Source organism: Mycobacterium gordonae (assembly GCF_017086405.1).
Taxonomy (GTDB): domain Bacteria; phylum Actinomycetota; class Actinomycetes; order Mycobacteriales; family Mycobacteriaceae; genus Mycobacterium; species Mycobacterium gordonae_D.
In genome coordinates this window covers 4612552-4638809 of the sequence record NZ_CP070973.1, presented here as the reverse complement: position 1 = coordinate 4638809, position 26258 = coordinate 4612552, and the positions used below count along the sequence as shown (strand labels likewise).

Below are 26258 nucleotides of genomic sequence, written 5' to 3'. Positions count from 1 at the left end.
GAAGCGGCTGCGGCACCGGCGCGCGTGCCAATCACTGGCCTGCGTGGGCCAACGGGTCAAGTCACCGGTGCGCGGAAAGTAGCGATCAGCCCGCCGCCATCGCGCGCGGCGAAGTCCACCCGACCGCCCATGGCCTCGACGATCTGCTGGACGATCCACAGGCCCAGACCGGCGGTGCCGCGCTGACCGCCGACGCTGACGTATTTCGTGGTCAGCTCACCCAGGCTGGCGGCCGGGACACCCGGACCGCGGTCGGCGACGGCGACCACCAACTCCTCGCCGTCGCGCCAGCAGGTGACGTCGACCGGTTCGCCTCGGCCGTGCCGGGCGGCATTCTCGAGTAGATTGGTCAGCACGCGCCGCAGCGCCTGCGCGTCCACCGCAACAGCCCCGACGTCGACCTTCAGTTGCAGCCGCGGCGGTGCCAGCTCCACCGCGTCGGCGGCGCCCAGGATCAGATCGGCGACGTCGACGCGGCGTACCTGGCCCGTCGTGAATGTCGGGCGGCGGCTCAGCGCGACGTCGGACAGGGCTTCGAGCATGTCGGCGATATGCCGCACGTGTCGAGCCACCAGCTGCAGACTGGTCCGCCGGTCACCGTCCGTCATCGGCGCTCCCGAGGTGAGCGCCTCGGTCAGCGCCTCCAAAGACGTTACGGGAGTCCGGAATTCGTGCACGAGGACCTGGAGCCCGTCTTGCTGGGATTGGTAGGAGCGCAGCAGACGGGCCCGCAGGTCACGTTCCTCCTCAGCGGCAGCATGTTCGGCTTGGGCTTCGACCAGCGCTGAGACCCGGGACCGATGTTCCCGTTCGGCGAGCGCGGACAACCCGGCGGTGATGATCGCGACGAACAGCAAGTACAGCGCCGACCAGCCTGCCAACAGCGCCGGCGCCGCGGTGACGGGCTGCCGGGGTGATGCCGTCAATGCCACCGGCACGTACGCTGCTCCCAAAAGCACTGCGAGCAAGAAGGTTTCGACCAGAGACAGCCGGGCCGCGGAGGCGATGACGGCCAGCGCCAGTACCGACACCACCGGGCTGTACACGCCGCCGCTCAACGCGATCAGTGCCAGGGTGAACGCGGCGTCGAACGCGGTCACCAGCCAGGCATAGCGGGTGCGGCGAACCTCCAACTGCGGGTGGGCCATCAGTGTGGCCGCATAGGCCATCGCCGCGCCGAGCACGACCACCGTGGCCGCAGCATGTTCGCGGACCCAGTATGGTCCGATCGCCAACAGCGCACCGATCGAGATCACCACGGCGACCCGTACCGCGACGACCGTGCGGGCCAGTCCGTAGTCCTCGGCCCCGACGTCCGCCCTGAGCTCATCGAGCGGTCTCACCTGGCTGACCATAGGGTTTGGTCTAGCATCACGGCAATGACCCGCTCGCCGTACGTGGTGGTCATCGTCGACGACCACGAGCTGTTCGCGCAGGGCCTGGCCCTGCTGCTCACCCGCGAATGGGGCGAATTGTTCACCGTAGGCGGCCAGACGACATACGTCGAGGAGGCGGCCGACCTGGTGGCCCGCTGCAAAGCCGACGTGGCGATCATCGACCTGTCCATGCCGCCGCTGGGCGGGGTAGCCGCGATTCGGCATGTCAAGGCCCGCCACCCGGGCACCCGGATACTGGCATTGTCCGGTACCGACGACCTGGGCCTGGCAGAAGAGGCATTGCGCGCCGGCGCCGACGGTTTCCTGCCCAAGACGGCGCGTCCGGAGGCGCTGGCCGGGCCACTGTGGACGGTTGCCGAGGGATTGCGGGTGATCGACGGTGCGCTGCTCGACGCCCTGTTGAGCAACACCCGCAAGCCGCCGTCGGCGCTGTCGGACAGCCTCAGTGTCCAGGATCTTCGGCTCTGGACGCTGCTGGCGACCGGCATGGAAACCGGTGACATCGCCCAGCGCATGCTGGTGTCGGAGCGCACCGCCAAACGGATGGTTGCCGCGCTGCTGCACAAGCTCGGGGTCGGCAACCGCATTGCGGCCGCCGCATTGGCCGGCCGGTTCGGGATTCTGGACGAGGCCGCCGAAACCAACCGGATCAGTTGAGCATTCGGATCGCCTGTGCTGGACACATCGCGGCCGCCTGAATAACCAACTGGCGCTGGGCCTCCGGCGGATCCGGGTCGAGCACGACCACCTGGTCGGCTCCGTCCGGCAGATCGAACACCTCCGGTGCGGCCAGCAGGCACTGGCCGTGGCCCTCGCACACCTCATAGTCGACGTTGACGTGCATGACACCTCCGGATTTCACGGTCGGGATCGAGTATCCGCACCGCAGCGACGCGATGGGCGGCCCACCCGCGCCACGAGTGGCCTGCGGGGGCCAGGTCACGACCGCGAGTTCAGCAGCTCGTTGATCTTCTTGAGCCGCTTGGTCACCAGCGTCCCGAGATCTACCGAGCGGTCCGGCGAACACGTGACGATCTCGGCGACGACGTTGGCTTTGGCCAGCACCGCGAATTCGCAAATCCATTGCTGGCCAGCTAGTTTGGTCGACCATTGGGCGGCCTCGGGCGGAGTCTGGGTCAACGGCGTCGGGTTCACCGTCATCTTGTGGCCGTCGTCGCCCCAGGCGGTGACCGGATGCTGACACCCGGTCACCGCCTTGCGAACCGCGTCGAGGAACGTCGCCGCGTCGAAGTCAGCGGGATAGGTGGCCGACACCTCCAGTAGTTGATGCTGGTCGGTCCGGTGGTCCTGCTGGGTGCGCGCCTCGCGCCCGGTGTAGTTCGTCGGGAACAGGGGATAGCGGCCGAAGGCGACGACGCCGTGGCAGTCGGCCGGATCCGCGCCGATGAACAGCGCGGACTGCATGTCGTCCTCGATGAGCGGACTCCCCGCCACCGCCGAGAACGACCCGGACCGCGTCAGCAGGTCCTCGAGCTGGGACGGTTGAATGGGTCCGCCGGACGTCGGACCTCTCGGTGCTGCCTGCGGCCTGCCGTCGACGACGCTGGTGCAGCCCGAGAGCGCAACGCAGCAGACAAGGAGGCATCGAATCACTCCCGAGTTGCGCACAATCCCAGCATCCACGACCCGCTCTCGAGGCGCGCGACGAGGTTGCTGCGCCGCGTCAGATGTCGCCGATGTTTGTCGCCCGGGTGATTTGGTGGGCCACGTCGACCAGCTTCATGTTGCGTTCCTGCGAGAGTCGTTTGAGCAGTTCAAACGCCTGAATGGCATTGATGTTGAACCGGGCCATCAGGATGCCCTTGGCCTGTCCGATGACGTCGCGGCTGGCCAGGGCACTCAGGAAATTGTCTTCGCGTCGCACGGTGTCCCAGGCCAGCGCCGCGTGGGTGGCCAGGACGTAGCCGATCTCCTCGGCCGCTTCGTCAAACGCGCCAGGTTCGTCGGCGTAAAGGTTCAGTGCGCCCATGGTGTGCTCGGAGGCGAATAGGCGAAACGACACGATCGACCGGACCGGCGCGGCAGCCAGTGCGTCTCGCTGGTAGCGCGGCCAGCGATTGTCTCCACTCAGATCGGTGATCCGGATGGTGTGCTGGTGCCAGGCTGCCACGAAGCAGGGGCCCTGCTTGTGCCGATCCTGGATCTCGTCGAGAAGTCTTGGGTAGTGGTGCGTCGACGCCGGTGTCTGAACCTCGCTGGACGGGGTCACGAGGGTGATTCCGGCGTACTGCGCCGCGTCAACGGCGTAGACGGCGTATTCGACCACGCGCTGTGCCACCGTGTCGGCCGCGGCCGGGGGACTATCGTGCAAACTTCGGGCAAGGTCGGCTATGCGGTGATGAACGTCCCTGCCACGGCCTTCCTCCGTCAGCTGTCTTCTCCCCATTCGGTCCCGCCGGATGCGCAATTTCGACGATATCGGAGCAGACTTCGCTGCTCAGGCCGCCAAGCGAACCTGAGCGTGACTTTTGCCTTCGCGTAGTGGACACTGAAGGACAAGATCGGCTCAACCACGATGCCGTGTGTTGTTGCCGACTGAATGGAACGTGGCGATGTCGACCGTTCTCCTTGACACCACTGATCTCACCGAAGCTGTGAACGGTATTTGTGCTGCCTATGAGCGAGTACAGCTGTTCCGCCAACCCGGCAGCGAGCTGGGGCGCACCCGCATCAGCCGAACGACCCTGGGGTCGCTCGCTGTCGACGAGATACAGCTGGGCTGCGAGCTGGGCTTTCGCTCGAATCCGCCCGACCGTATCTACCTGGCTCGGATGCGCTCCGGCACCTTCGTCTACGAGTGGATGAAGCACCGGCAGCTGATCTTCGGCCCCGACGACGTCGCGGCGTACGACGGCTCGGAGGGCGGCCCATTCACCGGCTGGGTCGCGCGCACCCACTGTGACGTCCTGTCCATCGACCGGTGCGCGCTCAACGAGGTGGCGACCGGACCGGGCGATGCACCCGTGCGGCTGACCGGGCTGGTGCCGGTCTCGCAGGAATCCAAGCGACACCTGCTGGGCGTCGCCGACTACGTCTGCCGGAGCGTGTCCGACGATCTGCAGGTCGTCTCAGAACCGTTGATCAGCAGCACGATTCGGCGTTATCTGGCGGCGAGCATGCTGGCCGCGTTCCCCAGCACCGCGGTGCTGGACACCACGGTCCAGGACCGCCGCGATAGCACGCCCCAATTGCTGCGCCAGGCAATAGCTTTCATCGACGACAACGCACACGCCGACATCTCGCTGACCGACATCGCCAACGCGATCTTCGTAACGCCGCGGGCACTGCAATACATGTTCCGCAACCACCGCGACTGCACCCCGACGGAGTATCTGAGGCAGGTGCGTCTGCACCACGCTCACCTCGAGTTGGTCGCGGGCAACCGCTACACCACCTCCGTGGGTGAGATCGCCCGCAATTGGGGGTTCGGCCACATGGGGCGCTTCGCCGCTTACTACCGGCAGCACTACGGCAAGAGTCCGCACGTGACCTTGCTCGAGTGAGTGCCACCGGAGGACGTTGACAGTGTCACGGTAACAGTGTCAGTATCGGTGCCATGCCGGAGCAGGCGGGCTGGACGCTGGACGAGTTGGTAGGGCGGGTCTGCGCCGCCCTGGCCGGTGCCGCGTATCCGGGATCGCCCAACGGGCGGGTCCGCGATTTACCCGACCGGCGCGCCGTGCGCTGGTATACGACGACTGGACTCGTCGACCGGCCGGTCATGCAGGGGCGCAACGCGATCTACCGCACCCGGCACCTGCTGCAGATCGTCGCCGTCAAACGGCTTCAGGCTCAAGGGTATTCGTTGGCCGAGATCCAGGCGACGTTGGCCGGAGCCACCGACGAGACCCTGCGGCGGCTCGCCGGTATGTCCGCAGAAACCACGACCGAGCCGGGTGCGCCGGCAGCGGTGCCGGCGGTCAAGGGCCGCCGGAGTCGATTCTGGGCCGAGCGACCTGCTGTTGAACCAACGATCGACAGCGCTGACACGGTCACGGCTCTCGCCGCAGTGAGCCTGCCCGGGGGGGCGATGTTGTTGTTGCCGGCGCGACCGGACGACAGCGACATTCACGCGATACGCGCGGCCGCCGCGCCGTTGCTGGAATTTCTGGCCGATCGCGGCCTGCTGTCCCTCGATGATCGGAGCCCGTTATGACAGTCCGCATTACGTCGACGACCGACGTTGAGGCGCAGTGCGCTACCGACGGCCCCAGCGTGGGCACGCTGCGTACCGAACGTGGGAAGCTCCCGCTGGATCGCATCGACGTACGGGCCGACATCACCGGGCTCACCAGCCAGATCGAAGTGACCCAGGAATTCGTCAATACCTTCGACGGACCGCTGGAGGCCAGCTACGTGTTTCCGCTGCCGGACCGAGCGGCGGTGACCGGCATGCGCATGACCGCGAACGGCCGCGCCGTGGCGGCCGCACTGGCCGAACGCGAATCGGCCCGGCGAGATTACGACCGTGCGGTCACTGCCGGCCGGCGGGCGTCGATCGCCGAGGAGGAGCGCCCGGATGTTTTCACCATGCGGGTCGGGAACATCCTGCCGGGCGAAAAGGTCAGCGTGGCAATCACCCTCGTCAGCCCGCTGACCTATGCCGACGGCGAGGCGACGTTCCGCTTCCCGCTGGTCGTTGCGCCGCGCCACATCTCGGGTGAACCTCTCGACGATGTCGCCGTCGGGGACGGATACGCCCACGACACCGACGCTGTGCCCGACGCCTCGCGGATCACGCCACCGGTGCTGCTGCCCGGCTTCGCACGCCCGGTCGCGCTGACCATCGACGTCGGCATCGACCCAGCCGGTCTGACCCTGTCCGAGGTCCGGTCCAGCCTGCCCACCGAACCCGCCGACGGCGGACGTATCCGGATTGTGCCTGGCCAGCGCGCCGACCGGGACCTCGTGCTGCGCCTGCGCTACGGCGCCGACGACATCACCGACTCGCTGCTGCTGATACCCGACGCCGACGGCGAGGAGGGAACCTACCAGCTCACGGTTCTGCCGCCGCCGTCCGGCGCGTCGCTCCGCCCCCGGGATCTGGTGCTGTTGCTCGACCATTCCGCGAGCATGGGCGGCTGGAAGATGTCGTCCGCGCGACGGGCTGCGGCGCGCATCATCGATACGCTCACCAGCGCCGACCGTTTCGCGGTGCTCACTTTCAACGACCGGATAGAGCGCCCGGCAGGGCTGCCCGGTGGGTTGATCGAGGCCACCGACCGCAACCGGTTTCGCGCGGTGGAGCACCTCGCCGGGGTCGAGTCCGAGGGCGGCAGTGAGCTATTGGCGCCGCTGCGGGCGGGCCTGGAGTTGCTGCGGGAAAGCCGTGACCGCGACCGGGTCGTCATCCTCGTCACCGACGGGCAGGTCGGCAACGAGGACCAGGTGTTGCGCGGACTCACCGCGGACCTGCGGCGGGTCCGGGTAGTTGCAGTCGGTGTCGACCAAGCGGTGAACGCCGGCTTCCTGAGCCGTCTGGCCACTGCCGGCGGGGGACACTGTGAGCTGGTGGAAAGCGAGGATCGTCTCGACGAGGCGATGGAAGCGATCCACCGTCGGGTCGCCGCACCCCTGGCGCATTCGCTGTCGGTGCATTGCGACGGCCTGAGCGTCATCGACAACACCACGACGCCGGCGCGGCTACCGGACGCGTTGGCAGGTGTGCCGCTGGTGGTGAGTGGGAGGTATCGGGGCGCCGCGGAGGGGTCGATGATCGTGCGCGGCAGGGACCGAAGCGGTGCTGAGTGGTCGGTCTCCGTTGCCGGTCAGTGTCGCGAAGCGCCGGCTTTGACTGCAGTGTGGGCACGGGCACACCTGCGCGACCTGGAGGACCGCTACGCCTCGGCATCGGGGAACAGTTCCGCAGCCGAGTTGGGGAAGCGGATCGTCGACACGTCGCTGCGATTCGGCGTGTTGTGCCGGTTCACCGCGTACGTCTCGCTGGACGGGCCGATCGTCGCCACGGGTGAATTGCCACACCGGGTCATGCAGCCGGTCGAGGCGCCGGCCGGTTGGGACCTTGGCCCAATCGAGTCCCCGGTCTCCGTTGCGGGCGGTTCGCGACCCAGCGTCAAGACGGCACAGGCGCGAACTGTCAAGCTGCGCAATGTGATTGTGGTGGCGGTGCTGGCCGTCCTGGTTCTGGGTGGGGGCTGGGTGTGGTCGGTCGGGCGGGGTGGTCCATCGATCGCGACCCGCGACGGTGTGGTGGGTGGCAAGTTGACCGAAACACCCGACCCACGCCGTGCCCCGGCGAGCGGCACGATCCCGGAGACCATGGGCGGTGGCATTGCCGACCAGAGCACCGTCAATCCGGCGCCGTTGGCGCCTCCGCCGGACGAAAACTTCAAACGCGACATCGTCACCAACGGGTCGCTGCGGCTGGTGGTCCGTGATCCCGGCGCCGTGGCCGAACGCCTCGTTGCCGCGGTGAATGATGCAGGCGGGCGAGTCGATTCGCGATCGGAGCAGTCGGGTGCGTCGTCGCCGGTGGTCGGCATCACGATGCGCATTCCGGCCGACAAGCTCGACGGGTTACTGGCCGACGCGAAGAAACTGGGGACCGTGCAGTCGATGTCGATCACCCACACCGACGTCACCACCCAACGCGTCGATCTCGACGCTCGTATCGACGCACTGCAGACCTCGGTCAGGCGCCTGCTGGAGCTGATGGGCAAAGCCGGCAATGTCGCCGACCTGCTCGCCGCGGAGTCCTCGCTGACGCAGCGCCAGGCGGAGCTGGATTCGCTCAAGGCGCAGCGCGGCACACTGCATGACGAGATCGACTACGCCACAATCACTGTCAACATTTCCGCGGAGTCGACGGTGTCGCACCCGGGCTTCTTCGGCGAGTTGGACCGGGGGTGGCACTCGGTGCTGGCGGCGGCACATGGCGGCCTGCTGCGGGCCGGATTCCTGGTGCCCTGGCTGGCGTTGTTGGCTCTGCCTGTGCTGGGTCTGGTGCTGGTGATGCGGCGGATGTCCGTAGCGCGTGCGAGCGGTGGTGCCGCCACGGAGGAGGACTGAGCGGCGCCCGACTTCTGTTTCAATTATTTCAATTGGATCGACGCGGGATAGAATGACGTCATGTCTCCTGTCAATGCGCTCGTCAGCCAGGTCGAGGAACGCGTCCGGCGTGACCCCGATTTCGCGAAGCTTCTCGACGCGCTGCTCGAGGCGCCGACGGTGCCGATGGAGGAACTTGAGCGCATCGCCGCCCGCACGCTCAACAACGAGCGGCGCGGCGCTGTGCTGAGCGATTTCCGGACCGGGGCGCTGCCGACCAAGGAGGTCCAGTCGCGGCTGGGTTACGAGACTCCGCAGGCCGTGCACGAATTGCGCCGGCGCGGAAAGGTGCTCGGCGTCACGGTCGGCAACAACACGTGGTTCCCGGGCTGGCAGTTCGACGGTGGCCGGTTGCGTCCAGATCTCCCACAGATATTGATCCTGCTGTCGCGGTTCACGTCCGACCCGGTGGTCGCCGATCGCATCATGCGGATCAAGCGCGAGGAGCTGTCGGGCGCGTCGATCTCGGAGGCGCTGCGCCGCAAGACGACCGCGAACACCGCCTGGCAGCTGCTCAACGCCGTCGGTGCCTAGTCTTCCCGGCGGATACCGGCGCTCGCTGCCGTTTCAGCGCCCGGCCGGCCTGGCAAGCCGAACGGTGCCTGCCGGCGTCCAATTGTGGCGAGTGGAAGCCGCCGAGCCCACTGACTGGACGTGGAACGGATTCCCGCAACCGCGCTTCCGGTTCGATCCGGTTTCAGGCGCGTTCCGCACCCGTTACGCCGCAACGGCTGCTGAGGGGGCGTTTCGCGAGCGCTACCGGGACACCGGCCGCACCATCCCGGCAGACCACGCATCGCAATACCTGATTCGACTCGTCTCGACCCGGCCGCTGCGGATTCTCGATCTGCGGACTCAGCGCAACCTCGATGCCCTCGATGTCGACGACCAGATCAGCACCGGCCAACGCGCGCGAGTGTGGCGGCAGTGCCATCACCTCGCCGACGCGGCCAGGCGCTGGTGGCCCGATCTGGACGCCATCGTCTACCGGTCGCGCACGACCCCCGAAACGTCGATCAACTACGCATTCTTCGCCCACGACGCGTTGGCCGCGCAGGTATGGTTCCTCGCGAGTCGAACCGACGTCCTGGTCGATCTGGTGCTGCGGCATGACTTCACGGTCAATTGGGAGATCTGATCCGACACCCCCGCCGGTGCCGGGTACCGTGCACGCACAGCCGTCCTGGTGAGGAGTACATGTCGGAGACAGATACGCCCGAGGCGCCCATGCACCAGCGGGTGCGCACCGCGTTGCGCGCCCTGGCCCGTGCGTCGGCCCCCCGTCCGGCCGCGGCGCGGCGGGCCGCCACGGACTTCGATAGACCGTTGCTGTCGGCGGTGGCAGCCGAGATCCGCTGGGCTTTCCATCCGCCGCGCACCTGGTTGTCCGGTGTTATGGCCAACCTGGTGCTCGCTGTGGTGTGGTTGCTGGTCCAGCCGTTGTCCGTCGTTCACGGCAATCACGTCACCCGCCACTTTCACCACTATCAGCTCGACTGGGTGGTCCTGGTCAGCACCTACTTCTCCTCCTTCGTGCTGGCCGATGTGACCACCACGAACCTGCTTGGCGGCGACCACTATCGGGTCGCGCAGGGCCTGTCCGACGGTGTCCCGCTGTGGCGGGTGCTGGTGATCAAGAACCTGGCGCTGATCGTGATCGTGGGACTGCCCACGTTGGCGGCGGCGGCGGCGCTCACGGTGTGGAAGGAGGGCGTGCCGCAGATGGCCATGACGATCCCCAACGTCGCGGTGCCCGTCGTGTCGTGGCTCGGCGTCGGCAATGTCATCTCGGTGCTGCACCCGGTGAGTGCCGAGCCGCTGCTCCGCCGGTGGCGGCAGCGGCGGAACCTGCGCCGCACGGCCGGCTGGCTGCTGGCTGTCACGCTGCCCTACGCCCTGTACTACGTCGCCGATCCGATGGGTGGGATCGAGCACCGCGTGATGTGGACGCAGATACCCGCGGCCATCGGACCGGTATTCGGCCGCGACACTAAGAGTTTCGTCCATCTCGCGATGGCTCTGGCGGTCTGGTTCATCGGAACCTTGGTGGCCGTGCTCTGGGGGCGCAAGCGGGGACTGCGGTTCGGTTAGTCCGGCGAACCCCTACCTACGCGCGGCCCCGGGTAGGACAATCGACCTGGCGTCCGGCGATCGCCGGACGCCGACACAGGGGAGGCGTGCAATGGTCAGATTCCTCCGGCGGTGCGCAATCGGCTCGGTCGTTCTCGCGTGCGGCGTGTTACCGGCATTCGTGGTGCCGGCAGTCAGTCGCGCGGACGACTGCGCTCCCGGTTGGGCGTGGAGCGTCCAGTTGAACGAGTGTGTGTTCGTGGCTCCCGCCGCGAACGGACCGGGCGGGCCGGGCCGCCCCGGTGGTCCCGGAGGCCCGGGCGGGCCCGGTGGTCCCGGGGGGCCCGGCGGCCCCGGCGGGCCCGGGGGGCCGGGGCGCGGACGCTAGATGGCGACACGCCAGTGAGCTCCTTCACACCGCGCATTCCGGCGAGTTATTACCCTAGCTAAGTGTTAAACTAGCTAAATAACTTTTCGGACGGATGCTGGGAGACAGGCGTGCCACGCACAGAAAACGACAGCTGGGATCTGGCCACCAGCGTGGGAGCCACGGCGACCATGGTGGCTGCTGCTCGGGCGATCGCGACCAACGCGGACAATCCCGTAATCCACGACCGGTTCGCGGAACCGTTGGTACGCGCCGTCGGTGTTGACTTCTTCACCCGATGGGTCAGCGGTGACCTCGTCGCGGCGGATGTCGACGACGACGAGTCGAACTGGAAGCTGGCGCACATGCCCGCCGCGATGGCCGCCCGGACCCGTTTTTTCGACTCGTTCTTCCACGACGCGACGCAGGCCGGCATCCGCCAGGCCGTCATCCTGGCATCGGGTCTGGACGCCCGTTCCTACCGCCTGAGCTGGCCGGACGACATGATCGTGTTCGAGATCGACCAGCCCGAGGTGATCGCCTTCAAGACGAGCACCCTGGCCCAACTGCAAGCGGCCCCGACGGTCGACCTGCGCATTGTCGCCATCGACCTACGGCAGGACTGGCCCACGGCGCTTCGCGGTGCCGGCCTGGACCCGGAGCGGCCCACCGCATGGATTGCCGAGGGTCTGCTCGGATATCTCCCGCCTGAAGCACAAGACCTGCTGATGGACAACATCACCGCGCTCAGCGCCGACGGCAGCAGGCTGGCGGTGGAAGCCATCCCGGCCCGACCCGAGCGCAATGTGGAACAGGCGCGGGCGATGATGCGCCGGTCCACCGCCAAGTGGCGCGAGCACGGGTTCGAGCTGGACTGGGAAGACCTGGGTTTCGAGGGCGAGCGTAAAGACGTGGCCGGGTATCTCGACGAGTTGGGGTGGCACTCGCAGGGAATCCCGATGAGCCAGTTGCTGGCCGACAACGGGCTCGAGGCCGTGCCGCAATCGCACGACTCAGTATCGATGGCCGACACCGTTTACTACGCCTCGGTTCTGCCTAAGTGAGCGCACCGCGCCGCACACTGAACAGCGCCGTGACGGGGATGTGGAGCGTCTTGTCGCCGGCCTACGACCTGCCGTTTCTTCAGCACTGGGTGTATCGGCCGCCGCATGACGAGGTGATCGCCGCGCTACGTGTCCATCAATCCCGCCGGGTCGCCGACATCGCTTGTGGAACAGGAATTCTCAGTGACCGCATCGAGCGGGAACTGCAGCCCGATGCGGTTCACGGCGTCGACATGTCCGACGGCATGCTGGCGCAGGCTCGCACCAAATCCGATCGGGTGCATTGGCTGCGAGGCTCGGCCGAGCAGCTTCCGTTCGACGACGGAACGCTCGACGCGGTCGTGACTACCTCGGCGTTTCACTTCTTCGACCAGCCAGCGGCGTTGCGCGAATTTCACCGTGTACTGGCACCGGGCGGGTTGGTGGCCGTCGCGACCCTGAGTGCACGACGGCACCTCCTTCAGCTTCCGAGTCACTGGAAGCCGCAGCACAATCCGCCGCCCGCGGAGATGCAGGCTTTGTTCGAGGAAGCCGGATTCACCGTCAGCGACCAGCACCGCATCCGTCGTCCGGTCTGGACCCAGATCATTTCGGACCTGATCACGGTAGGCACCAAAGGCTGAATTTGACGGCGACGATCGGCACCGGCGGGCGTAACGCGGCGGTCACGATAGGACGACAAGACCCAGAAATCTATGGGGGACCGATCACATCAGGTGTATCCGCGGAGGCAATCGGGTAGCCGACAAGCCGTGAGCGGTTCCACATCAAGCGATCCCGTCGGCATCGGTGAGGCCGACAGGTCGTCTCATGCCCACACGGGCACTGCGGACGCGCGCACCGTGGCCGCCTTCCGCCACGCTTTCGGCGAGTGGCTGGATCGGCATCTCCAGTTGGACGAGGAGCGGACGGCCGACATCGTGTTGGCCACCGACGAGGCGATGTCGAACTGCGCCGACCACGCTTATCGCGTCGTCGACCGCGCGGGCACCATGACGATGCAGATCACGTACTGCCCGCGCACCACCGAGTTGACGGTGGAGCTCGTCGACCACGGCCGCTGGCTGGAACCCGATTTCGAGGTCTCCAGCGTGCGTGGCCGCGGCATTCTGCTGATGCGTGCACTTTCCGATGACTGCATGATCAACGGAGGTAACGACGGCACCACCGTGTGCCTTCGGTTCTACGAGTGCCCGCCGAAAAGCTTCATGTTCAGCCAGGCTTGCTGAAGCGGGGTTTCAAGCACCGCGAATACGGCTAATCCTCGTCAGGTTCCAGACACGGGACTGCCAGTCCACAGCAGTGGGTCCTCTGAGGCCGAGGAGCGCGTCATGAGTCTTGCCGCCACCGAAGTGTTCGCCGCTCCCTTACGGTTGAGCGCTCGACTGGTCTCTGAGCTGGGGGCGGATACCAGCACCCTCCGCGCGGCGGTGCAGGGCTTCGACGCTGCCGTCATTGTCTATGTCGGTGGCGAGATCGACGCGTTGAACGACGACACTTGGCGGTTGCTGCTTTCGGAGGCTTCGGCGTTCGCCAGCGCGCCGCAACAGTTCATGGTCGACGTCAACAGCGTCGACTTCATCTCGTGCTCGTCGCTGCTGGCGCTGGCCGAGGAGGCCAACCGGTGCCGGGAACGCGGCATCGCGATGCGCCTGATCAGCACGCAGCCGTCGGTCGCGCGCACCGTCGCCGCGTGCGGCCTCAGCGACGTGCTCCCCGTGTATGAGAGCGCCCCACAGTGCTTGCAGCTGGTGGAGCACGGCCGCGAGCAGGCCAGCTAACCGTCGGGTCCGACTGCGCTGACCCGCACGGGCCGCGCTTGCGATGACCGTCAGGCTTGATTTGCGGTGACCGGCGTCGCCCGGCTTCGCCGCGCTCGCGATCACCGTCAGGGCCGGCGCAGGGCGACCACTGTTACGTCGTCGTCGACATTGTCCGAGGCCATCTGCGTCCAGATCCACGATGCCGGCGCGGTGTTGCCGCGGCCGAGTGTTTGAGCCAGCCGGTCCAGGCCATCGTCGATCGACTCGCCGCGCCGCTCCACCAGGCCGTCGGAGTAGAGCACCAACCCGTGGTTCGGCTCGACGGTGAACGCACTGTGCTCATACGTGACGCCCCTGACGCCGATGGGCGGTGACAGCCGAATCGGTGCCTGGTTCGCGCTTGGGGACGAATTCGTCAGGTACGGCTTCAGGTGGCCGGCGCAGGCGGCCTCGACCCACCCGGAGGCGAGGTCGACGCGTGCGGCGACGACGGTCGCGAAGGCGCTGGGCATCATGTGCAGGCAGAAGGCGTTCAACTGATCCAGTGCCTCGGCGGGGGTGGCGCCGGCGAACAACTGGGCGCGCAGGACGTTGCGTAGTTGCGCCATGGTCCCGGCCGCGGTAATGCCGTGTCCGGCGACATCGCCGATCAGCACGACCAATCGGCCGTCGCGCAGCTCGAACGCGTCGTACCAGTCACCGCCGACGTTGTCGCCGGCGGCCGGCTCGTAGTGCGCAGACAGGTGCCAGTCGGGCAGTTCGGGGATGGATTCGGGCAGCAGGCTGCGCTGCACCCGTTCGGCCACCCGCAGCGCGCCCCGGGTGCGGCGGTACAGCGACTCCACAAGGTGGCGCCGCAGCGACTCGGCAGACTCCATCTCGCTCAGGGTCCACGGTTCGCTGCGCTGGCGGACGATCTCGCGCCAGCGGTCGAATGACTTACGGGGGCTGAGGCGGACCTCGTCACCCTCGCCGACGACGGTCGTCTTATTGTGCGGATCGCCGCCCCAATCCACCGAGCGCAACACCTCCCGACGGAACCAGATGGCGCACTGCCCGTCGGGCAGATTGAGCGCGAGTGCGCCGGCCGCCAACTGCTGATCGAGGTCGAAGTCGGGCAACTCGTGGGAAAGGCAGTCGGTGCTGGCGATCTCGTCGCCCGCACCGCGCGCCCAGGCCGCGACCGCGGAGACGACCTGCGGCGGCGGAACCGAGCCGAGTGCCCGGTAGTCGTCCTGGATGTCGACGACGACGCCGTCGGCCTGCACCAGGTCCAGCAGGTCGGGTGCGCCGAGCAGCGCCGCGGACAGCGGTTCGCCGTCGTCCAGCGCCGCTGCGGTGAGTTTGGCCAGCACCGCCTGGGCGGACAGCCGCTTGTGCAGCTGGTCGCCCTCGAACCGGTCGACCAAGCGGAGCGACAGGGTCGATCCGAGGAACTCGGCCGCCGCCCGGGTGCCGAAGGGCGGCAGATGGGGGCCGGCGTAGTGGTGGCAGGCGATGAGCCCCCACAACCGACCGTGCCGCAGCAACGAGATCGACATCGACGCGTGCACGCCCATGTTCTGCAGATACTCGATGTGCATGGGCGAGACGCTGCGCAATGTGGCGTACGTGAGGTCCAGTGGATTCCCGGAGTCGGGGTCGACGGCCGGCACCAAGGGTGCCGGGGTGTAGTCGACGTCGTCGATCAGCCGTAGCCAGTTCTTCTCGTAGAGCGCCCGGGCTTGCGCCGGGATATCGGTCGAGGGGTAATGCAGACCGAGGAACGAATTGAGGTCTTCTCGCTTGCACTCGGCGACGACCTCGCCGTTGTAGTCCTCGTCGTAGCGATACACCATCACCCGGTCGAATCCGGTCAGGTCGCGCACCGCGCGCGCGGTGATGGCGTACAGCTCGGCAAGCGTATCGGCTCGGTTCAGCTCCTCCACCGAGCTGCGCACCGCCTGGTAGGTGTTAGGGAAGGAGAATGGCCGCTCGCCGTAGGCGACCTCGATCTCGACCAACAGGATGCCGCCGGGCTCACGGCGCAAGATGGCGTCGAAGGCGCGTGACTCCCCGGCGACGTCGATGTCACACTCGAGCGGGTTGCGCTGGCTCAGATCCCCGAAGGTCGATGCCGCCTGCTCGACCCGGGCAGCCTGCTCGTCGCCGATCAGAGCCGACAATGGGTGTCCTACGACGTCTTCAACTGAGCGTCCGAGCAGCTCGCCGACGTTGGCGCTGACTTGCCGGACCTCGTATTCGGGCTCGCGGACCACCGCAAGCACACCGCGCGGCTGAATGCTGCCGGGGATGTGAATGGGTTCGCGGGCGCAGTTGTCCAGGTCGACGGGGGTGCCGGCCGGGAGCAGGTCGGGTACCGCCTGACCGTCGGGATTCGATAGCGCGAGACGCCGCTGGCCGCTGCTCACAACGCTGCCGAATCGGTTCTGGATACCACCTGCTCGGCAGGGGACCGACGCTCAAGCACAGATTCTCCTGCGGCCCCGAACGGGGCGTCGCTTCTGTCGGCGGAAAAGAATTCAAGCGGATGCCCGCATCCGCGAAACTCAATCCGCGCAATATCGACGAAAGGCTGGGATCTCAACCTATAGACAATCTACGCATATTCGCGACGGCCCGCCACGTCAGCCGTGGGCGTTATACCTCTTTTGGTGCACCTTTTCGTGGACTGTCGCGAACACACCGAGCAGCGGTGGTTCGGCAAATATGCTGCAAATGAACGGCTTTGGTTGCTTGCAGGCGAAACTGGCGACTATTCGAGCCGATCGTGCGGGACAACGTCGCCGTCGGCAATCTCACACGGCTGCGGACCGTCGGTTAGCGCCGCCGTGCCGACAACCCGGCGAATTGCCGCAACCAGTCGAACCACGCTGTCATGCCTTCGCCCGTACGCGCGCTCACCGGCAGAATCGTCGCGGTCGAATTCACCTGGCGAACATGGTCTATATAGGTCTCGACGTTGGCGTCCAGATGCGGGACCAGGTCGATCTTGTTGAGCAGCACGACGTCGACCGACCGGAACATGACCGGGTATTTCAGCGGCTTGTCCTCGCCCTCGGTAACCGAGTACACCATCGCCTTGGCGTGTTCGCCGACGTCGAATTCGGCGGGGCAGACCAGGTTACCGACGTTTTCGATGATCACCAGATCCAGTTGCGGCAGGTCGAGTCCCTGCAAGGCGCGATTGACCATCGGGGCGTCCAGATGGCACTCGCCGCCGAACCCGTTGTTGGTGTTGAGCAGCGACACCTGGGCGCCGCGTCCGCCCAGTTTGGCGGCATCGAGATCGGTGGCGATATCTCCCTCGATCACTCCCACGGCCAGGTCGCCGGTCATTTCGTCGAGGGTGGCGGCCAGCACGGTGGTCTTGCCGGAGCCCGGTGAGCTCATCAGGTTCAGGGCGCGGATGCCGTTGCTCTCGAATGCCGCGCGGTTGATGTCTGCGCGGGAATCGTTTTCGGCGAAGATCGACTCCAGCACCTCGATGCGTTGCGAACCGGTCGCATAGCCACTGTGGTCACCGTGGTCACCGTGGCTGTGATCACCGTGGTCGTGGTCGTGGTCGTGGTGTTCGTGGCTGTGCACCGTGCCGTCGTCGTGCCGGTGGAATCTACCCATTCGCCTGACCTTTCATGACACCTGAACCGAGGTGACCAGGAATTCGTTGCCGCGGACTACCTCGACGTCGGCACTCTCGCACTGCGGGCAGCACACCGACCACCGCGACTCGATCTGCGACCGTTGGCCGCAGCCACGGCAGTCCACCTCGGCGGCGACGAATTCGAGTTCCAGGGCGGTGTCCATCATCGTCTCATCGAGGTGCTGACACACCAGCGACCAGCAGAATTCCAGCGACTCGGGTACCACCTGGCGCAGCGCGCCAACCTGGACCCGGACCACGTCGACGTGACGGCCTGCCGCGTGTGGCTTCACCACGCCCGCGATGGCATGGCAGAGCGACAACTCGTGCATTACACCATGCTGCCCTCTCAGAGTTATCGGTGTCGCGAAGATTGAGTGCGGAAAAACGCAGACTTTGTGTGCGAAATTGTGATTGTCGGCATATTTGTCCAGGTCTACCCTGAGCGAGACCGCCCGTGCCGCCAGCCCTGCGGGCCCGGGGGTCCATCGCTGCTCAGGAGGTTGGGGTGGGCAGTCCAAGTGACACGTTGACGAGCGTGCGGCTGCGACTCGACATCGCGGGAGTGGTCCAGGGCGTCGGATTCCGTCCCGCGGTTGCGCGTATCGCAGCGCGGCACGGGCTCTCCGGCTGTGTCTACAACGACTCCGGAGCGGTGCACTGCGAGCTGGAGGGGCCGGTTGAGGCGGTCGATGCTGCGGCCCGGGCCATCGCCACCGATCATCCGCCGATGGCCCGGATCGATTCGATCCGGACCACCCCGGTGGCGCCGATCGGCGACTCCGGTTTCCGCATCGTCGGCAGCCGCAGTGGCGACGACCGCCGCACCCTGGTGCCGCCCGACATCGCCATCTGCGACGACTGTCTGCGGGAACTGCGCGATCCCGACGACCGCCGCTACGGGCACCCCTTCATCACCTGCACCAACTGCGGCCCGCGTTATACGGTCATCACCGATCTGCCCTACGACCGGCCGGCGACCACGATGGCGCAGTTCCCGATGTGTGCTCGGTGCGAAGCCGAGTACCGCAACCCGCTTGACCGCCGCTTCCATGCCCAGACCATCGCCTGCCCGGACTGTGGGCCGACCCTGGCCTGGCACGGCCCCGGCGCCGGCGGCGACCCGCTGGGTGCGGCCGTTGCCGCCATCGATGACGGACTTATCGTCGCGGTCAAGGGAATCGGCGGTTTTCACCTGGCATGTCGCGCCGACAATGCTGCCGCGGTCTCCGAGTTGCGGCGACGGAAAACTAGGCCCGCCAAGCCATTTGCCGTCATGGCGGCTAATGTCGGTGCGGCTGAATCCATCTGCCGGGTCGACCGGGCGGCGGCCAACCTGCTGAGGTCGCCGGCTGCGCCGATTGTGCTGTTGCCCGGGCGGGACGGTTCGGTGCAGGCAGCGGTGGCCCCGGGCTTGTCCGAAATCGGGGTGATGTTGGCGTACTCGCCGCTGCACCACCTGCTGTTCGATCGGCTGGGTCCGGTGCCGCTGGTGTTGACCTCGGCCAATAGCGGCGGGTCACCGATCGTCTTCCGCGATGCCGATTTGAACTGGATCGACGGCCTGGCTGATGCGGTGCTGACTCATGACCGGCCGATCCACGTGCCGTGCGAGGACTCGGTTCTCGCGGTCGACGCCGACGGTGGTGTGGTGCCCATCCGGCGCTCGCGCGGCTATGCGCCCCTGCCCGTCTCGGTACCCGTGACGACGACGCGGACGCCGATCCTTGCCACCGGCGGCGATCTCAAGACCACCTTCTGTCTGATGTCTCCCGACGGGCATGCACACATGTCGTCGCATCTGGGCGACATGGCCGACCCGCGCACCCAAACCTGCTTCGAATCCGCATTGGACCATCTGGCGTTCATGACCGACAGTTGTCCGGGCTTGATCGCCTGCGACCTGCATCCGAACTATGCGACCACCACGTGGGCGCGCAGGCAGGGCCGGCCGATACTGCAGATCCAACACCACCACGCTCACGCGGTGTCGCTGCTCGCCGAGCACGGACGGCTCGGAACGCCGATGCTTGCCGTGGCATTCGACGGCACCGGTTACGGCACCGACGGATCCATCTGGGGTGGCGAATTTCTGATGGTCACCGATCCCGCGTCGTTCACCCGGGTGGGCCACGTCAAGCCGTTCGCTCTACCCGGGGGTGACGGGGCAGTGCGCCGGCCCGGCCGGATCGCGCTGGATCTGTTGCACCGGGCTCGGATCGACTGGGCGCCAGGCATTGCGGCGGTCGACGGCTTGAGCGATCAGGAGCGCTATGTGCTGGGCCAGCAGATACCGCGCGGCATCGGCTGTGTGGCCACCAGCAGTATGGGCCGCTTGTTCGACGCGGTGGCCAGCCTGCTCGGCGTCTGTCAGGACGTCACCTACGAGGGACAGGCGGCGGTGGAACTCGAGCACCTGGCCCGCCGGGGCCGTGCGGTGCCACTGGAGTTCGCCGTGGCCACAGGGGTTCTGGACCCGGTTCCGCTGATCGTCGGATTGGTGCGCGGGTTACGCAGGGGGACTCCGGCAGCCGATCTGGCGGCGGGATTTCATGCCGCGGTGATCGCTGCGACGGTGCAGGCGGTTGGCCAGGCGGCGGCGGGGATCGGCACCGTCGGGCTGACCGGTGGTGTCTTCGTCAACCGGTTACTGCGTGAAGGATTGCGCAACAAATTGACGGACATGGGATTTGAAGTGCTGACGCATGCGGTGCTGCCGTGCAACGACGGTGGTCTCGCGTTGGGTCAGGCCGTGATTGCGGCACAGCGACAAGAAAGGGGGACCAGCGTATGTGTCTCGGAATTCCCGGCAAGGTAGTCGACACCTGGGAGGAGGCGGGGACGCGGATGTGCACCGTCGACTTCGGTGGCACCACCAAGACGGTGTGCCTGGCTTACCTGCCCGACATGCAGATCGGCGAATACACCATCGTGCACGCCGGATTCGCGATCACCCGGCTCGACGAGGCCTCGGCCCAGGAGACCCTGCGCATGTTCGACGAACTCGGGGTGCTCGACGAGGAACTGGCCGGCGACCAGGGACAGAGTAGGAGGGAACCGGCATGAAGTACCTGGACGAGTTCCGTGACCCGACGGCCGCCCGCACGCTGGTCGACCACATCAAGAGACGCGCCACCAAGACCTGGACCATCATGGAAGTCTGTGGCGGACAGACGCATTCGATCATCCGCAACGGAATCGACCAATTGCTGGAGGGCGCGGTCGAGTTCATCCACGGGCCCGGCTGCCCCGTCTGTGTGACGCCGCTGGAGATGATCGACCGGGCCCTGGAGATTGCGGGGCGTGACGACGTCATCTTCTGTTCCTTCGGTGACATGCTGCGGGTGCCGGGTAGTCGTCAAGACCTGTTCGGGGTCCGCGCCCGGGGTGGCGACGTGCGGATCGTCTATTCGCCTCTGGATGCAACCCGGGTGGCCGCGGACAACCCTGACAAAGAGGTGGTGTTCTTCGGGGTCGGCTTCGAGACCACCGCGCCGGCCAACGCGATGGCGGTGGTGCATGCCCAGCGCCTGGGGCTCACCAACTTCTCGATGCTGGTCTCGCACGTGCTGGTGCCGCCGGCGATGACGGCCATCCTGAGTTCGCCGACCAACCGGGTCGAGGGTTTCCTGGCGGCCGGTCACGTCTGCACGGTGATGGGCACCGGTGAATACGGTCCCCTTGTCGAGGAATTCCACGTTCCCATCGTGGTCACCGGATTCGAACCGCTGGACCTGCTGGAGGGCGTGCGTCAGGTGGTGGATCTGCTCGAGGCCGGAACTGCGGAGTTGCGCAACGCGTATCCCCGCGCGGTGACCGCCGCCGGCAACACCGTCGCCCAGCAGACTCTCGCCGACGTCTTCGTGGTCACCGACCGGCAGTGGCGGGGGATCGGCATGATCCCCAAGTCGGGGTGGACATTGTCGCCGCGCTACGCGCAGTTCGATGCCGAGCTGAAGTTCGGCGTCGGGCACCTGCGGGTCGCCGAGTCCGCGGAGTGCCGCAGCGGGGAAGTATTGCAGGGATTGCTCAAACCCAATGAATGCCCGGCGTTCGGGAAGACCTGCACGCCACGCACGCCGCTGGGCGCCACCATGGTGTCCAGCGAAGGCGCCTGCGCCGCCTACTACCAGTTCCGGCGGTTGGAAGCGTCCGCGCATGCCTGAGCCGCCCGTCGCGATCGACCCCGCCGACTGGGTATGCCCGCTGCCGCTGCGTGAGACTAAACGCATCGTGCTGGGCCACGGTGGCGGAGGGGTGCTGTCCGAGGAACTCATCGAGAACCTGTTCCTGCCCGCATTCGGCGGTGTGCCCGGCGCGGCGCGTGATTCGGCGCTGCTCGATGTCGCCGGCGGGCGCATCGCACTGACCACGGATTCGTATGTGGTGCAACCGCTTTTCTTCCCCGGCGGCAATATCGGGGACTTGGCGGTCAACGGCACCATCAACGATCTGGCGTGCAGCGGGGCCCAGCCCTTGGGGCTGACGGCCGGCTTCATCCTGGAGGAGGGGCTGGAACTCGATGTGCTCGGGGCCGTCGCCGAAACCATGGGCAAGGCTGCCGCGACAGCCGGGGTCGGCATCGTCACCGGCGACACCAAGGTGGTCGCCAAGGGAAGTGCCGACGGCCTTTTCGTCAATACCGCCGGGGTGGGTGTGGTCCCACCCGGGGTGCAGATCGGGCCGGAACGGGCTCACCCCGGCGACCACATCATCGTCTCGGGCAACGTCGGCGAGCACGGCGTGGCGATCATGAGCGTGCGCGAAGGCATCGACTTCGGCACCGTGGTGACCACCGACAGCGCTCCACTGCACCGTTTGGTCGCCGCCATGCTGGGGGCCGGGGGAGCTGCCGTACACACGCTGCGCGATCCCACCCGGGGTGGACTGGTGGCTTCGGTCGTCGAGATCGCGCGCGCCGCATCGGTGGGGATCGAACTTGATCTGGCGGTGATTCCCGTTCCGGAAACGGTGTCCTCGGCCTGCTCATTCCTGGGGCTGGACCCGCTGCAGGTGGCCAACGAGGGCAAGATGGTGGCGTTCGTCGACCCGGCGCACAGCGAAGTGGTACTCGAGGCGATGCGGGCACGACCCGAAGGTGCCGATGCGGCAATCATCGGCCGCGTCGTCCGGGAGCATCCGGGTATGGTGGTCGGCAAGACGCCGTTCGGAACCACGCAGGTGATCGAACGCCAACTGGGTGAACAGCTTCCGCGGATCTGCTGAGGGGCGGGACTTCGGCCCGAAACTGAATCCCACGACGCGGCACCGCGATCGAGCGTCGTGCAGTTCACTCTCGATTGGTTGGACCCGCCCACCAGCGTTCATGCACCTCGCGGCAGCCGTCGGTCAGCAGCTGCCCCGGCTGATCGAACCCCGATCGCACCGCGGCGGCACCGGTGAAATCCTGATCGACGGTGTAGCCGTTGGTCACCACCAGTGTGGCCAGCCCGGCCGTGCGTGCCGCCCGTAAGCCGATTGCTGAATCCTCTACGGCCAGAACATTTTCGGCCGGCAAAGCCAGCCGCCCCAGCGCCATCAGGTAGGCCTGCGGGTCGGGCTTGAGCCGGTCGACGTCGTCGCCGGTGACGATCACTTCAGCGACGCCGTCCCCGACCACGTGCCGAACCAGTGGCTCCACCCATCGCCGACGTCCGGTCGTCGCGATGCCCACTCGGACACCGGACCGGTGCAGGTCGGCGATCAGCTTCGACAGGCCGGGGCGGGCGCAGATCGCTCCGTTGAGAACGCGCACGGTGAACAGTGCGGTCTTGGTGCGGTGGACGTCCTCGGCCAACCGGCCGGCGCGGGTGCCGAACCCCCGCGCCCGCAGGTCATGGGTGATGCGGCGGCGCCCACCCGCGATCGCCAACAGGCGGCCGTAGGCCTCGGGCGTCCAGACGATGTCCAGGCCGTGTTTGGCGAACGCGTCGTTGAACGCCAGCCGATGACCGTTGCGCTCGGTATCGGCCAGCGTCCCGTCGACGTCGAAGATGACGGCTTGCAGCGCCACGTGTCACCCGGATGCTCGCGCGATGCTGTACAGCGCCGCCTCGGCGACGGCGGAGGCGGTCAGGCCCAGGTGTGCGGCCACCTCCGGTCCCGGCCCACTCGCGCCGAACCGGTCGATGCCGATCACCGTGTCACAGGGCCGAGCCAGCGCCTGCCAGCCGGTGCTCACCCCGGCTTCGATCCACACCACCGGCAGATCGGGCAACGCCGAGATCCTTTCCCGCCACATCACGGAGACCACGATCGCGGCTATCCCTCTCTCGCCCAACAATTCTGCGGCCTGCAACGCCAGCGTGACCTCGGAACCACTGGCGGCCAGCATCACGTGCGGCGTGTCAGCGACCGGACGCACCACCCGCATGCCGTACTGGCGGACGTCGTCGCACCCGAATCCGCCGAGCTCCGGCAGGTCCTGCCGGCTGAGCACCAGAGCCGTCGGACCGTCGATGTTTTCGGCCGCGATCTGCCAGGCCAGTGCGGTCTCGGCCGCATCGGCCGGCCGCAGCACAGTCAGTCCGGGAATGAGCCGCAACGATTCCAGCTGCTCGATCGGTTGATGCGTGGGACCGTCCTCACCGACATGCACCGAGTCGTGGGTGAACACATACACCACCGGTAGCTTCATCAACGCCGAAAGTCGCAGCGCCGGGCGCAGATAGTCGGCGAACACCAGGAAGGTGCTGCCGAATGGGCGTAGGCCGCCGTGCAGGGCGATGCCGTTCATCACCGCCGCCATTGCATGCTCCCGGATCCCGAAATGAATTGTGCGACCGGTGAAGTCGTCCCGAGTTACGTCCCCGCCGGGGATGGCGGTGTTGGTCGAGGCGGCCAGGTCCGCTGAGCCGCCGACCAAGCCGGGATAGACCGCGGCAAGTGCGTTGAGCGCCTTGCCGGAGGCCTTGCGGGTGGCTGACTTTCCGCCCGCCGCGGCTCCGTCTGCCAATGGGGTCAGCACCGACAGGTCGTCGGCAACCGGAACGCAGTCCAACGGGAAGTCCGCGGACAGCTGCGGGTGGTCCACCTGCCAGGCGGCGTGCGTCCGGGCCCACTGCGCGTGCGCCGCGGCGCCGCGAGCGGCCACCACCGCGGCGGCCGCGCCGACCGCGAGCGGCACATGGAACTGTTCGTCGGGCCAGTCCAGGCGGGACCGCATCGCCTGCAGCACGCCCGCACCCAGCGGACTGCCATGGGCTTTCGAGGTGCCCTCAACTCCCGGAGCGCCATAGCCGATGGTGGTGCGCACCCGGATGAAGGTGGGCCTGCTGTCACCGTCAGACGCCTCGGTGAACGCCCTGTCGAGGGCGGGCACGTCGTTTCCGTCTGCGACGCTGAGCACCCGCCAGCCATACGCCGCGAACCGGCCCTCGACGTCGTCGGTGCAACTCTGGGAGGCCGGTCCGTCGATGGTGACGTCGTTGTCGTCGAAGATCACGATCAGCCTGCCCAGGCGCAGCCGTCCGGCCAACGAGGCTGCCTCGTGGCTGATGCCCTCCATCAGGTCGCCGTCGCCGGCGAGCACCCAGGTGCGGTGGCCGACGACCGTGTGTTCCTCGGTGTTGCACCGGGCCGCGAGCATCCGCTCGGCCAGCGCCAGGCCGACCGCGTTCGCAATGCCCTGTCCCAGTGGCCCAGTCGTGGTCTCGACACCCGGAGTGTGACCGTACTCGGGATGCCCCGGCGTCGACGAGCCGAGCTGGCGGAACCTGCGCAGCTGACTGACCGGCAGGTCGTAGCCGAAGACGTGCAGCAGGGCATACAGCAGCATCGAGCCGTGGCCCGCGGACAACACGAACCGATCGCGGTCCGGCCAGCGCGGGTCGGCTGGGTCGTGGCGCAGGTGCCGCGACCACAGCGTCCAGGCCAGGGCGCTGGTGCCCAGCGGCAGCCCCGGGTGCCCGCTGTTCGCGGCTTGCACACCGTCAGCGGCGAGGAACCGCAGGGTGTTGATCGCCAGACGATCCAATTCGTCGGTGCGGGTGGATGTTTCGTTGACAAGCGGTGCGATGGTCATTGGGTCACCAGTCTTTCGTCGAATTGGCGGGCGGCGGTGCGGAGCGCCTCGGCGCGCTCGGGCATGGAGCCGGCGAACAGCGCGGACCCGGCGCAGAATACGTCGGCGCCCGCTGCCGCGGCCCGGCCGATCGTGGACGGTCCGATACCGCCGTCAACTTCGAGTTCGACATTCAGCGCGCGGCCGTCGATTTCGGCTCGGGCGGCGGCGATCTTGGGCTCCATGCTGGCTAGGTACCGTTGCCCGCCGAACCCTGGGTTGACCGTCATGATCAGCAACAGGTCGGTGATGTCGAGCACGTCGACGACCGCGGCCAGGGGAGTGGCGGGGTTGAGCGCCACGCCGGCGCGGGCGCCGAGTTCGCGGATGCTCGACAGCGTGCGGTGCAGATGCCGGCACGCCTCGGCATGCACGATGACGATTCCGCAGCCGGCCTCCACCCACCGCGGCAACATCGGGTCGGGATCCTCCACCATCAGGTGCGCCTCGAAACCCATCGTCACCAGGTCTCGGCAGGCGGCGATCACGTCGGGACCGAACGTCAAGTTCGGCACGAACCGGCCGTCCATGACATCCCACTGGATCCGGTCCACGCCGGCATGCTCGATCTCGGCGACATCGCGGCCGAGTTCGGCGAAGTCGGCCGGAAGCACCGACGCGACCAGGACTGGGCTCGTCACCTGACACCACCTCCCTTTCACTGGTCAAACTAAGGTGGCTCACGGTGAAATGAATCCCCCATCGCGGGGGGAATTCGGGGGGGGCAAATGCCGCCGAGTGCGATCCTGGCGGTGAGCCACCGGCGTGTCCTGTCGTGCAATTCACGCTCGGCGTCGAAAACA

At 67.2% G+C, this 26258-nt stretch carries 25 protein-coding genes; 15 read left to right on the top strand and 10 right to left on the bottom strand.

Features of this window, described 5'->3' with window-relative positions; genetic code table 11:
• Positions 1-56: 56 nt before the first annotated feature.
• The gene (locus JX552_RS19860; RefSeq protein WP_241010639.1) at positions 57-1343 is read right to left on the bottom strand and encodes a sensor histidine kinase; all 1287 of its coding nucleotides are present in this window, start codon (positions 1341-1343) and stop codon (positions 57-59) included.
• Positions 1344-1379: 36 nt separating this feature from the next.
• Between JX552_RS19860 and JX552_RS19855 the strand changes: the two genes are divergently transcribed.
• Positions 1380-2054 (top strand): response regulator transcription factor, encoded by a 675-nt coding sequence (locus JX552_RS19855; RefSeq protein WP_205873640.1) that lies wholly within the window; start codon positions 1380-1382, stop codon positions 2052-2054.
• On the opposite strand, the gene JX552_RS19850 is transcribed toward JX552_RS19855, so the two are convergent.
• From JX552_RS19850 to JX552_RS19840, 3 genes are all read right to left on the bottom strand, one after another.
• Positions 2047-2340, bottom strand: coding sequence for a ferredoxin (locus JX552_RS19850; RefSeq protein ID WP_346779284.1), 294 nt, complete (start codon positions 2338-2340; stop codon positions 2047-2049). The genes JX552_RS19855 and JX552_RS19850 overlap by 8 nt on opposite strands.
• Positions 2337-3011 carry a sensor domain-containing protein gene (locus JX552_RS19845; RefSeq protein WP_205878568.1) on the bottom strand — a complete coding sequence of 225 codons (675 nt, stop codon included), beginning with the start codon at positions 3009-3011 and terminating at the stop codon, positions 2337-2339. Before JX552_RS19845 ends, JX552_RS19850 begins: the two co-directional genes overlap by 4 nt.
• A gap of 70 nt (positions 3012-3081) precedes the next feature.
• Positions 3082-3804, bottom strand: coding sequence for a GAF and ANTAR domain-containing protein (locus JX552_RS19840; protein ID WP_205873639.1), 723 nt, complete (start codon positions 3802-3804; stop codon positions 3082-3084).
• A gap of 166 nt (positions 3805-3970) precedes the next feature.
• Here JX552_RS19840 and JX552_RS19835 point away from each other — a divergent pair, with 166 nt between their 5' ends.
• From JX552_RS19835 to JX552_RS19790, 10 genes are all read left to right on the top strand, one after another.
• Positions 3971-4921: a helix-turn-helix transcriptional regulator gene (locus JX552_RS19835; RefSeq protein ID WP_205873638.1), complete on the top strand. Its 951-nt coding sequence runs from the start codon at positions 3971-3973 to the stop codon at positions 4919-4921.
• Positions 4922-4974: 53 nt separating this feature from the next.
• Positions 4975-5574 (top strand): MerR family transcriptional regulator, encoded by a 600-nt coding sequence (locus JX552_RS19830; RefSeq protein WP_241010636.1) that lies wholly within the window; start codon positions 4975-4977, stop codon positions 5572-5574.
• Positions 5571-8447, top strand: coding sequence for a DUF4349 domain-containing protein (locus JX552_RS19825; protein ID WP_205873637.1), 2877 nt, complete (start codon positions 5571-5573; stop codon positions 8445-8447). The genes JX552_RS19830 and JX552_RS19825 overlap by 4 nt, the downstream gene beginning before the upstream one ends.
• Positions 8448-8507: 60 nt before the next feature.
• Complete coding sequence (locus JX552_RS19820; RefSeq protein WP_205873636.1) at positions 8508-9020, top strand: hypothetical protein; 513 nt, start codon at positions 8508-8510, stop codon at positions 9018-9020.
• Entirely contained in the window at positions 9013-9624 is a 612-nt protein-coding gene (locus JX552_RS19815) for an RES family NAD+ phosphorylase (protein ID WP_205873635.1), read from the top strand. Before JX552_RS19820 ends, JX552_RS19815 begins: the two co-directional genes overlap by 8 nt.
• Positions 9625-9713: 89 nt before the next feature.
• Positions 9714-10577: a hypothetical protein gene (locus tag JX552_RS19810; RefSeq protein WP_205878567.1), complete on the top strand. Its 864-nt coding sequence runs from the start codon at positions 9714-9716 to the stop codon at positions 10575-10577.
• A 477-nt stretch (positions 10578-11054) separates the two neighbouring features.
• A complete protein-coding gene (locus tag JX552_RS19805; RefSeq protein ID WP_205873634.1) occupies positions 11055-11987 on the top strand; it encodes an SAM-dependent methyltransferase in 933 nt (310 codons plus the stop codon).
• Positions 11984-12610, top strand: coding sequence for a class I SAM-dependent methyltransferase (locus JX552_RS19800; protein WP_205873633.1), 627 nt, complete (start codon positions 11984-11986; stop codon positions 12608-12610). The genes JX552_RS19805 and JX552_RS19800 overlap by 4 nt, the downstream gene beginning before the upstream one ends.
• A gap of 129 nt (positions 12611-12739) precedes the next feature.
• Complete coding sequence (locus tag JX552_RS19795) at positions 12740-13216, top strand: ATP-binding protein (protein WP_205873632.1); 477 nt, start codon at positions 12740-12742, stop codon at positions 13214-13216.
• 102 nt (positions 13217-13318) lie between these two features.
• Positions 13319-13768 (top strand): anti-sigma factor antagonist, encoded by a 450-nt coding sequence (locus JX552_RS19790; protein ID WP_205873631.1) that lies wholly within the window; start codon positions 13319-13321, stop codon positions 13766-13768.
• 107 nt (positions 13769-13875) lie between these two features.
• On the opposite strand, the gene JX552_RS19785 is transcribed toward JX552_RS19790, so the two are convergent.
• From JX552_RS19785 to JX552_RS19775, 3 genes are all read right to left on the bottom strand, one after another.
• Positions 13876-16161, bottom strand: coding sequence for a SpoIIE family protein phosphatase (locus JX552_RS19785; RefSeq protein WP_205873630.1), 2286 nt, complete (start codon positions 16159-16161; stop codon positions 13876-13878).
• Positions 16162-16570: 409 nt separating this feature from the next.
• Positions 16571-17371 carry a hydrogenase nickel incorporation protein HypB gene (gene hypB, locus JX552_RS19780; protein WP_205873629.1) on the bottom strand — a complete coding sequence of 267 codons (801 nt, stop codon included), beginning with the start codon at positions 17369-17371 and terminating at the stop codon, positions 16571-16573.
• Positions 17372-17383: 12 nt separating this feature from the next.
• Complete coding sequence (locus JX552_RS19775; RefSeq protein ID WP_205873628.1) at positions 17384-17725, bottom strand: hydrogenase maturation nickel metallochaperone HypA; 342 nt, start codon at positions 17723-17725, stop codon at positions 17384-17386.
• A gap of 176 nt (positions 17726-17901) precedes the next feature.
• Between JX552_RS19775 and hypF the strand changes: the two genes are divergently transcribed.
• The 4 genes from hypF to hypE are packed head-to-tail and all read left to right on the top strand — an operon-like array spanning position 17902 to position 22619.
• Positions 17902-20211: a carbamoyltransferase HypF gene (gene hypF / locus JX552_RS19770; RefSeq protein WP_241010635.1), complete on the top strand. Its 2310-nt coding sequence runs from the start codon at positions 17902-17904 to the stop codon at positions 20209-20211.
• The gene (locus JX552_RS19765) at positions 20184-20459 is read left to right on the top strand and encodes a HypC/HybG/HupF family hydrogenase formation chaperone (RefSeq protein ID WP_205873627.1); all 276 of its coding nucleotides are present in this window, start codon (positions 20184-20186) and stop codon (positions 20457-20459) included. The genes hypF and JX552_RS19765 overlap by 28 nt, the downstream gene beginning before the upstream one ends.
• Positions 20456-21559, top strand: a complete 1104-nt coding sequence (gene hypD, locus JX552_RS19760; protein WP_205873626.1) for a hydrogenase formation protein HypD — start codon at positions 20456-20458, stop codon at positions 21557-21559. Before JX552_RS19765 ends, hypD begins: the two co-directional genes overlap by 4 nt.
• Positions 21552-22619, top strand: coding sequence for a hydrogenase expression/formation protein HypE (gene hypE / locus JX552_RS19755; RefSeq protein WP_205873625.1), 1068 nt, complete (start codon positions 21552-21554; stop codon positions 22617-22619). Before hypD ends, hypE begins: the two co-directional genes overlap by 8 nt.
• A 64-nt stretch (positions 22620-22683) precedes the next feature.
• Here hypE and JX552_RS19750 read toward each other — a convergent pair whose 3' ends face one another.
• The 3 genes from JX552_RS19750 to rpe are packed head-to-tail and all read right to left on the bottom strand — an operon-like array spanning position 22684 to position 26096.
• Positions 22684-23406: an HAD-IA family hydrolase gene (locus JX552_RS19750; protein ID WP_205873624.1), complete on the bottom strand. Its 723-nt coding sequence runs from the start codon at positions 23404-23406 to the stop codon at positions 22684-22686.
• Positions 23407-23409: 3 nt separating this feature from the next.
• Positions 23410-25416 carry a transketolase gene (tkt, locus tag JX552_RS19745; protein ID WP_205873623.1) on the bottom strand — a complete coding sequence of 669 codons (2007 nt, stop codon included), beginning with the start codon at positions 25414-25416 and terminating at the stop codon, positions 23410-23412.
• Complete coding sequence (gene rpe / locus JX552_RS19740) at positions 25413-26096, bottom strand: ribulose-phosphate 3-epimerase (RefSeq protein ID WP_205873622.1); 684 nt, start codon at positions 26094-26096, stop codon at positions 25413-25415. The genes tkt and rpe overlap by 4 nt, the downstream gene beginning before the upstream one ends.
• Between the last annotated feature and the right edge of the window lie 162 nt (positions 26097-26258).

Bases quoted from the DNA above. Each gene is read 5' to 3' on its own strand.
- hypB (WP_205873629.1), bottom strand. From the start codon at position 17,371: ATGGGTAGATTCCACCGGCACGACGACGGCACGGTGCACAGCCACGAA.
- JX552_RS19830 (WP_241010636.1), top strand. From the start codon at position 4,975: ATGCCGGAGCAGGCGGGCTGGACGCTGGACGAGTTGGTAGGGCGGGTC.
- JX552_RS19855 (WP_205873640.1), top strand. From the start codon at position 1,380: ATGACCCGCTCGCCGTACGTGGTGGTCATCGTCGACGACCACGAGCTG.
- JX552_RS19840 (WP_205873639.1), bottom strand. From the start codon at position 3,804: ATGGGGAGAAGACAGCTGACGGAGGAAGGCCGTGGCAGGGACGTTCAT.
- JX552_RS19775 (WP_205873628.1), bottom strand. From the start codon at position 17,725: ATGCACGAGTTGTCGCTCTGCCATGCCATCGCGGGCGTGGTGAAGCCA.
- hypE (WP_205873625.1), top strand. From the start codon at position 21,552: ATGCCTGAGCCGCCCGTCGCGATCGACCCCGCCGACTGGGTATGCCCG.
- JX552_RS19810 (WP_205878567.1), top strand. From the start codon at position 9,714: ATGCACCAGCGGGTGCGCACCGCGTTGCGCGCCCTGGCCCGTGCGTCG.
- tkt (WP_205873623.1), bottom strand. From the start codon at position 25,416: ATGACCATCGCACCGCTTGTCAACGAAACATCCACCCGCACCGACGAA.
- JX552_RS19790 (WP_205873631.1), top strand. From the start codon at position 13,319: ATGAGTCTTGCCGCCACCGAAGTGTTCGCCGCTCCCTTACGGTTGAGC.
- JX552_RS19825 (WP_205873637.1), top strand. From the start codon at position 5,571: ATGACAGTCCGCATTACGTCGACGACCGACGTTGAGGCGCAGTGCGCT.
- hypD (WP_205873626.1), top strand. From the start codon at position 20,456: ATGAAGTACCTGGACGAGTTCCGTGACCCGACGGCCGCCCGCACGCTG.
- JX552_RS19820 (WP_205873636.1), top strand. From the start codon at position 8,508: ATGTCTCCTGTCAATGCGCTCGTCAGCCAGGTCGAGGAACGCGTCCGG.
- JX552_RS19765 (WP_205873627.1), top strand. From the start codon at position 20,184: ATGTGTCTCGGAATTCCCGGCAAGGTAGTCGACACCTGGGAGGAGGCG.
- JX552_RS19835 (WP_205873638.1), top strand. From the start codon at position 3,971: ATGTCGACCGTTCTCCTTGACACCACTGATCTCACCGAAGCTGTGAAC.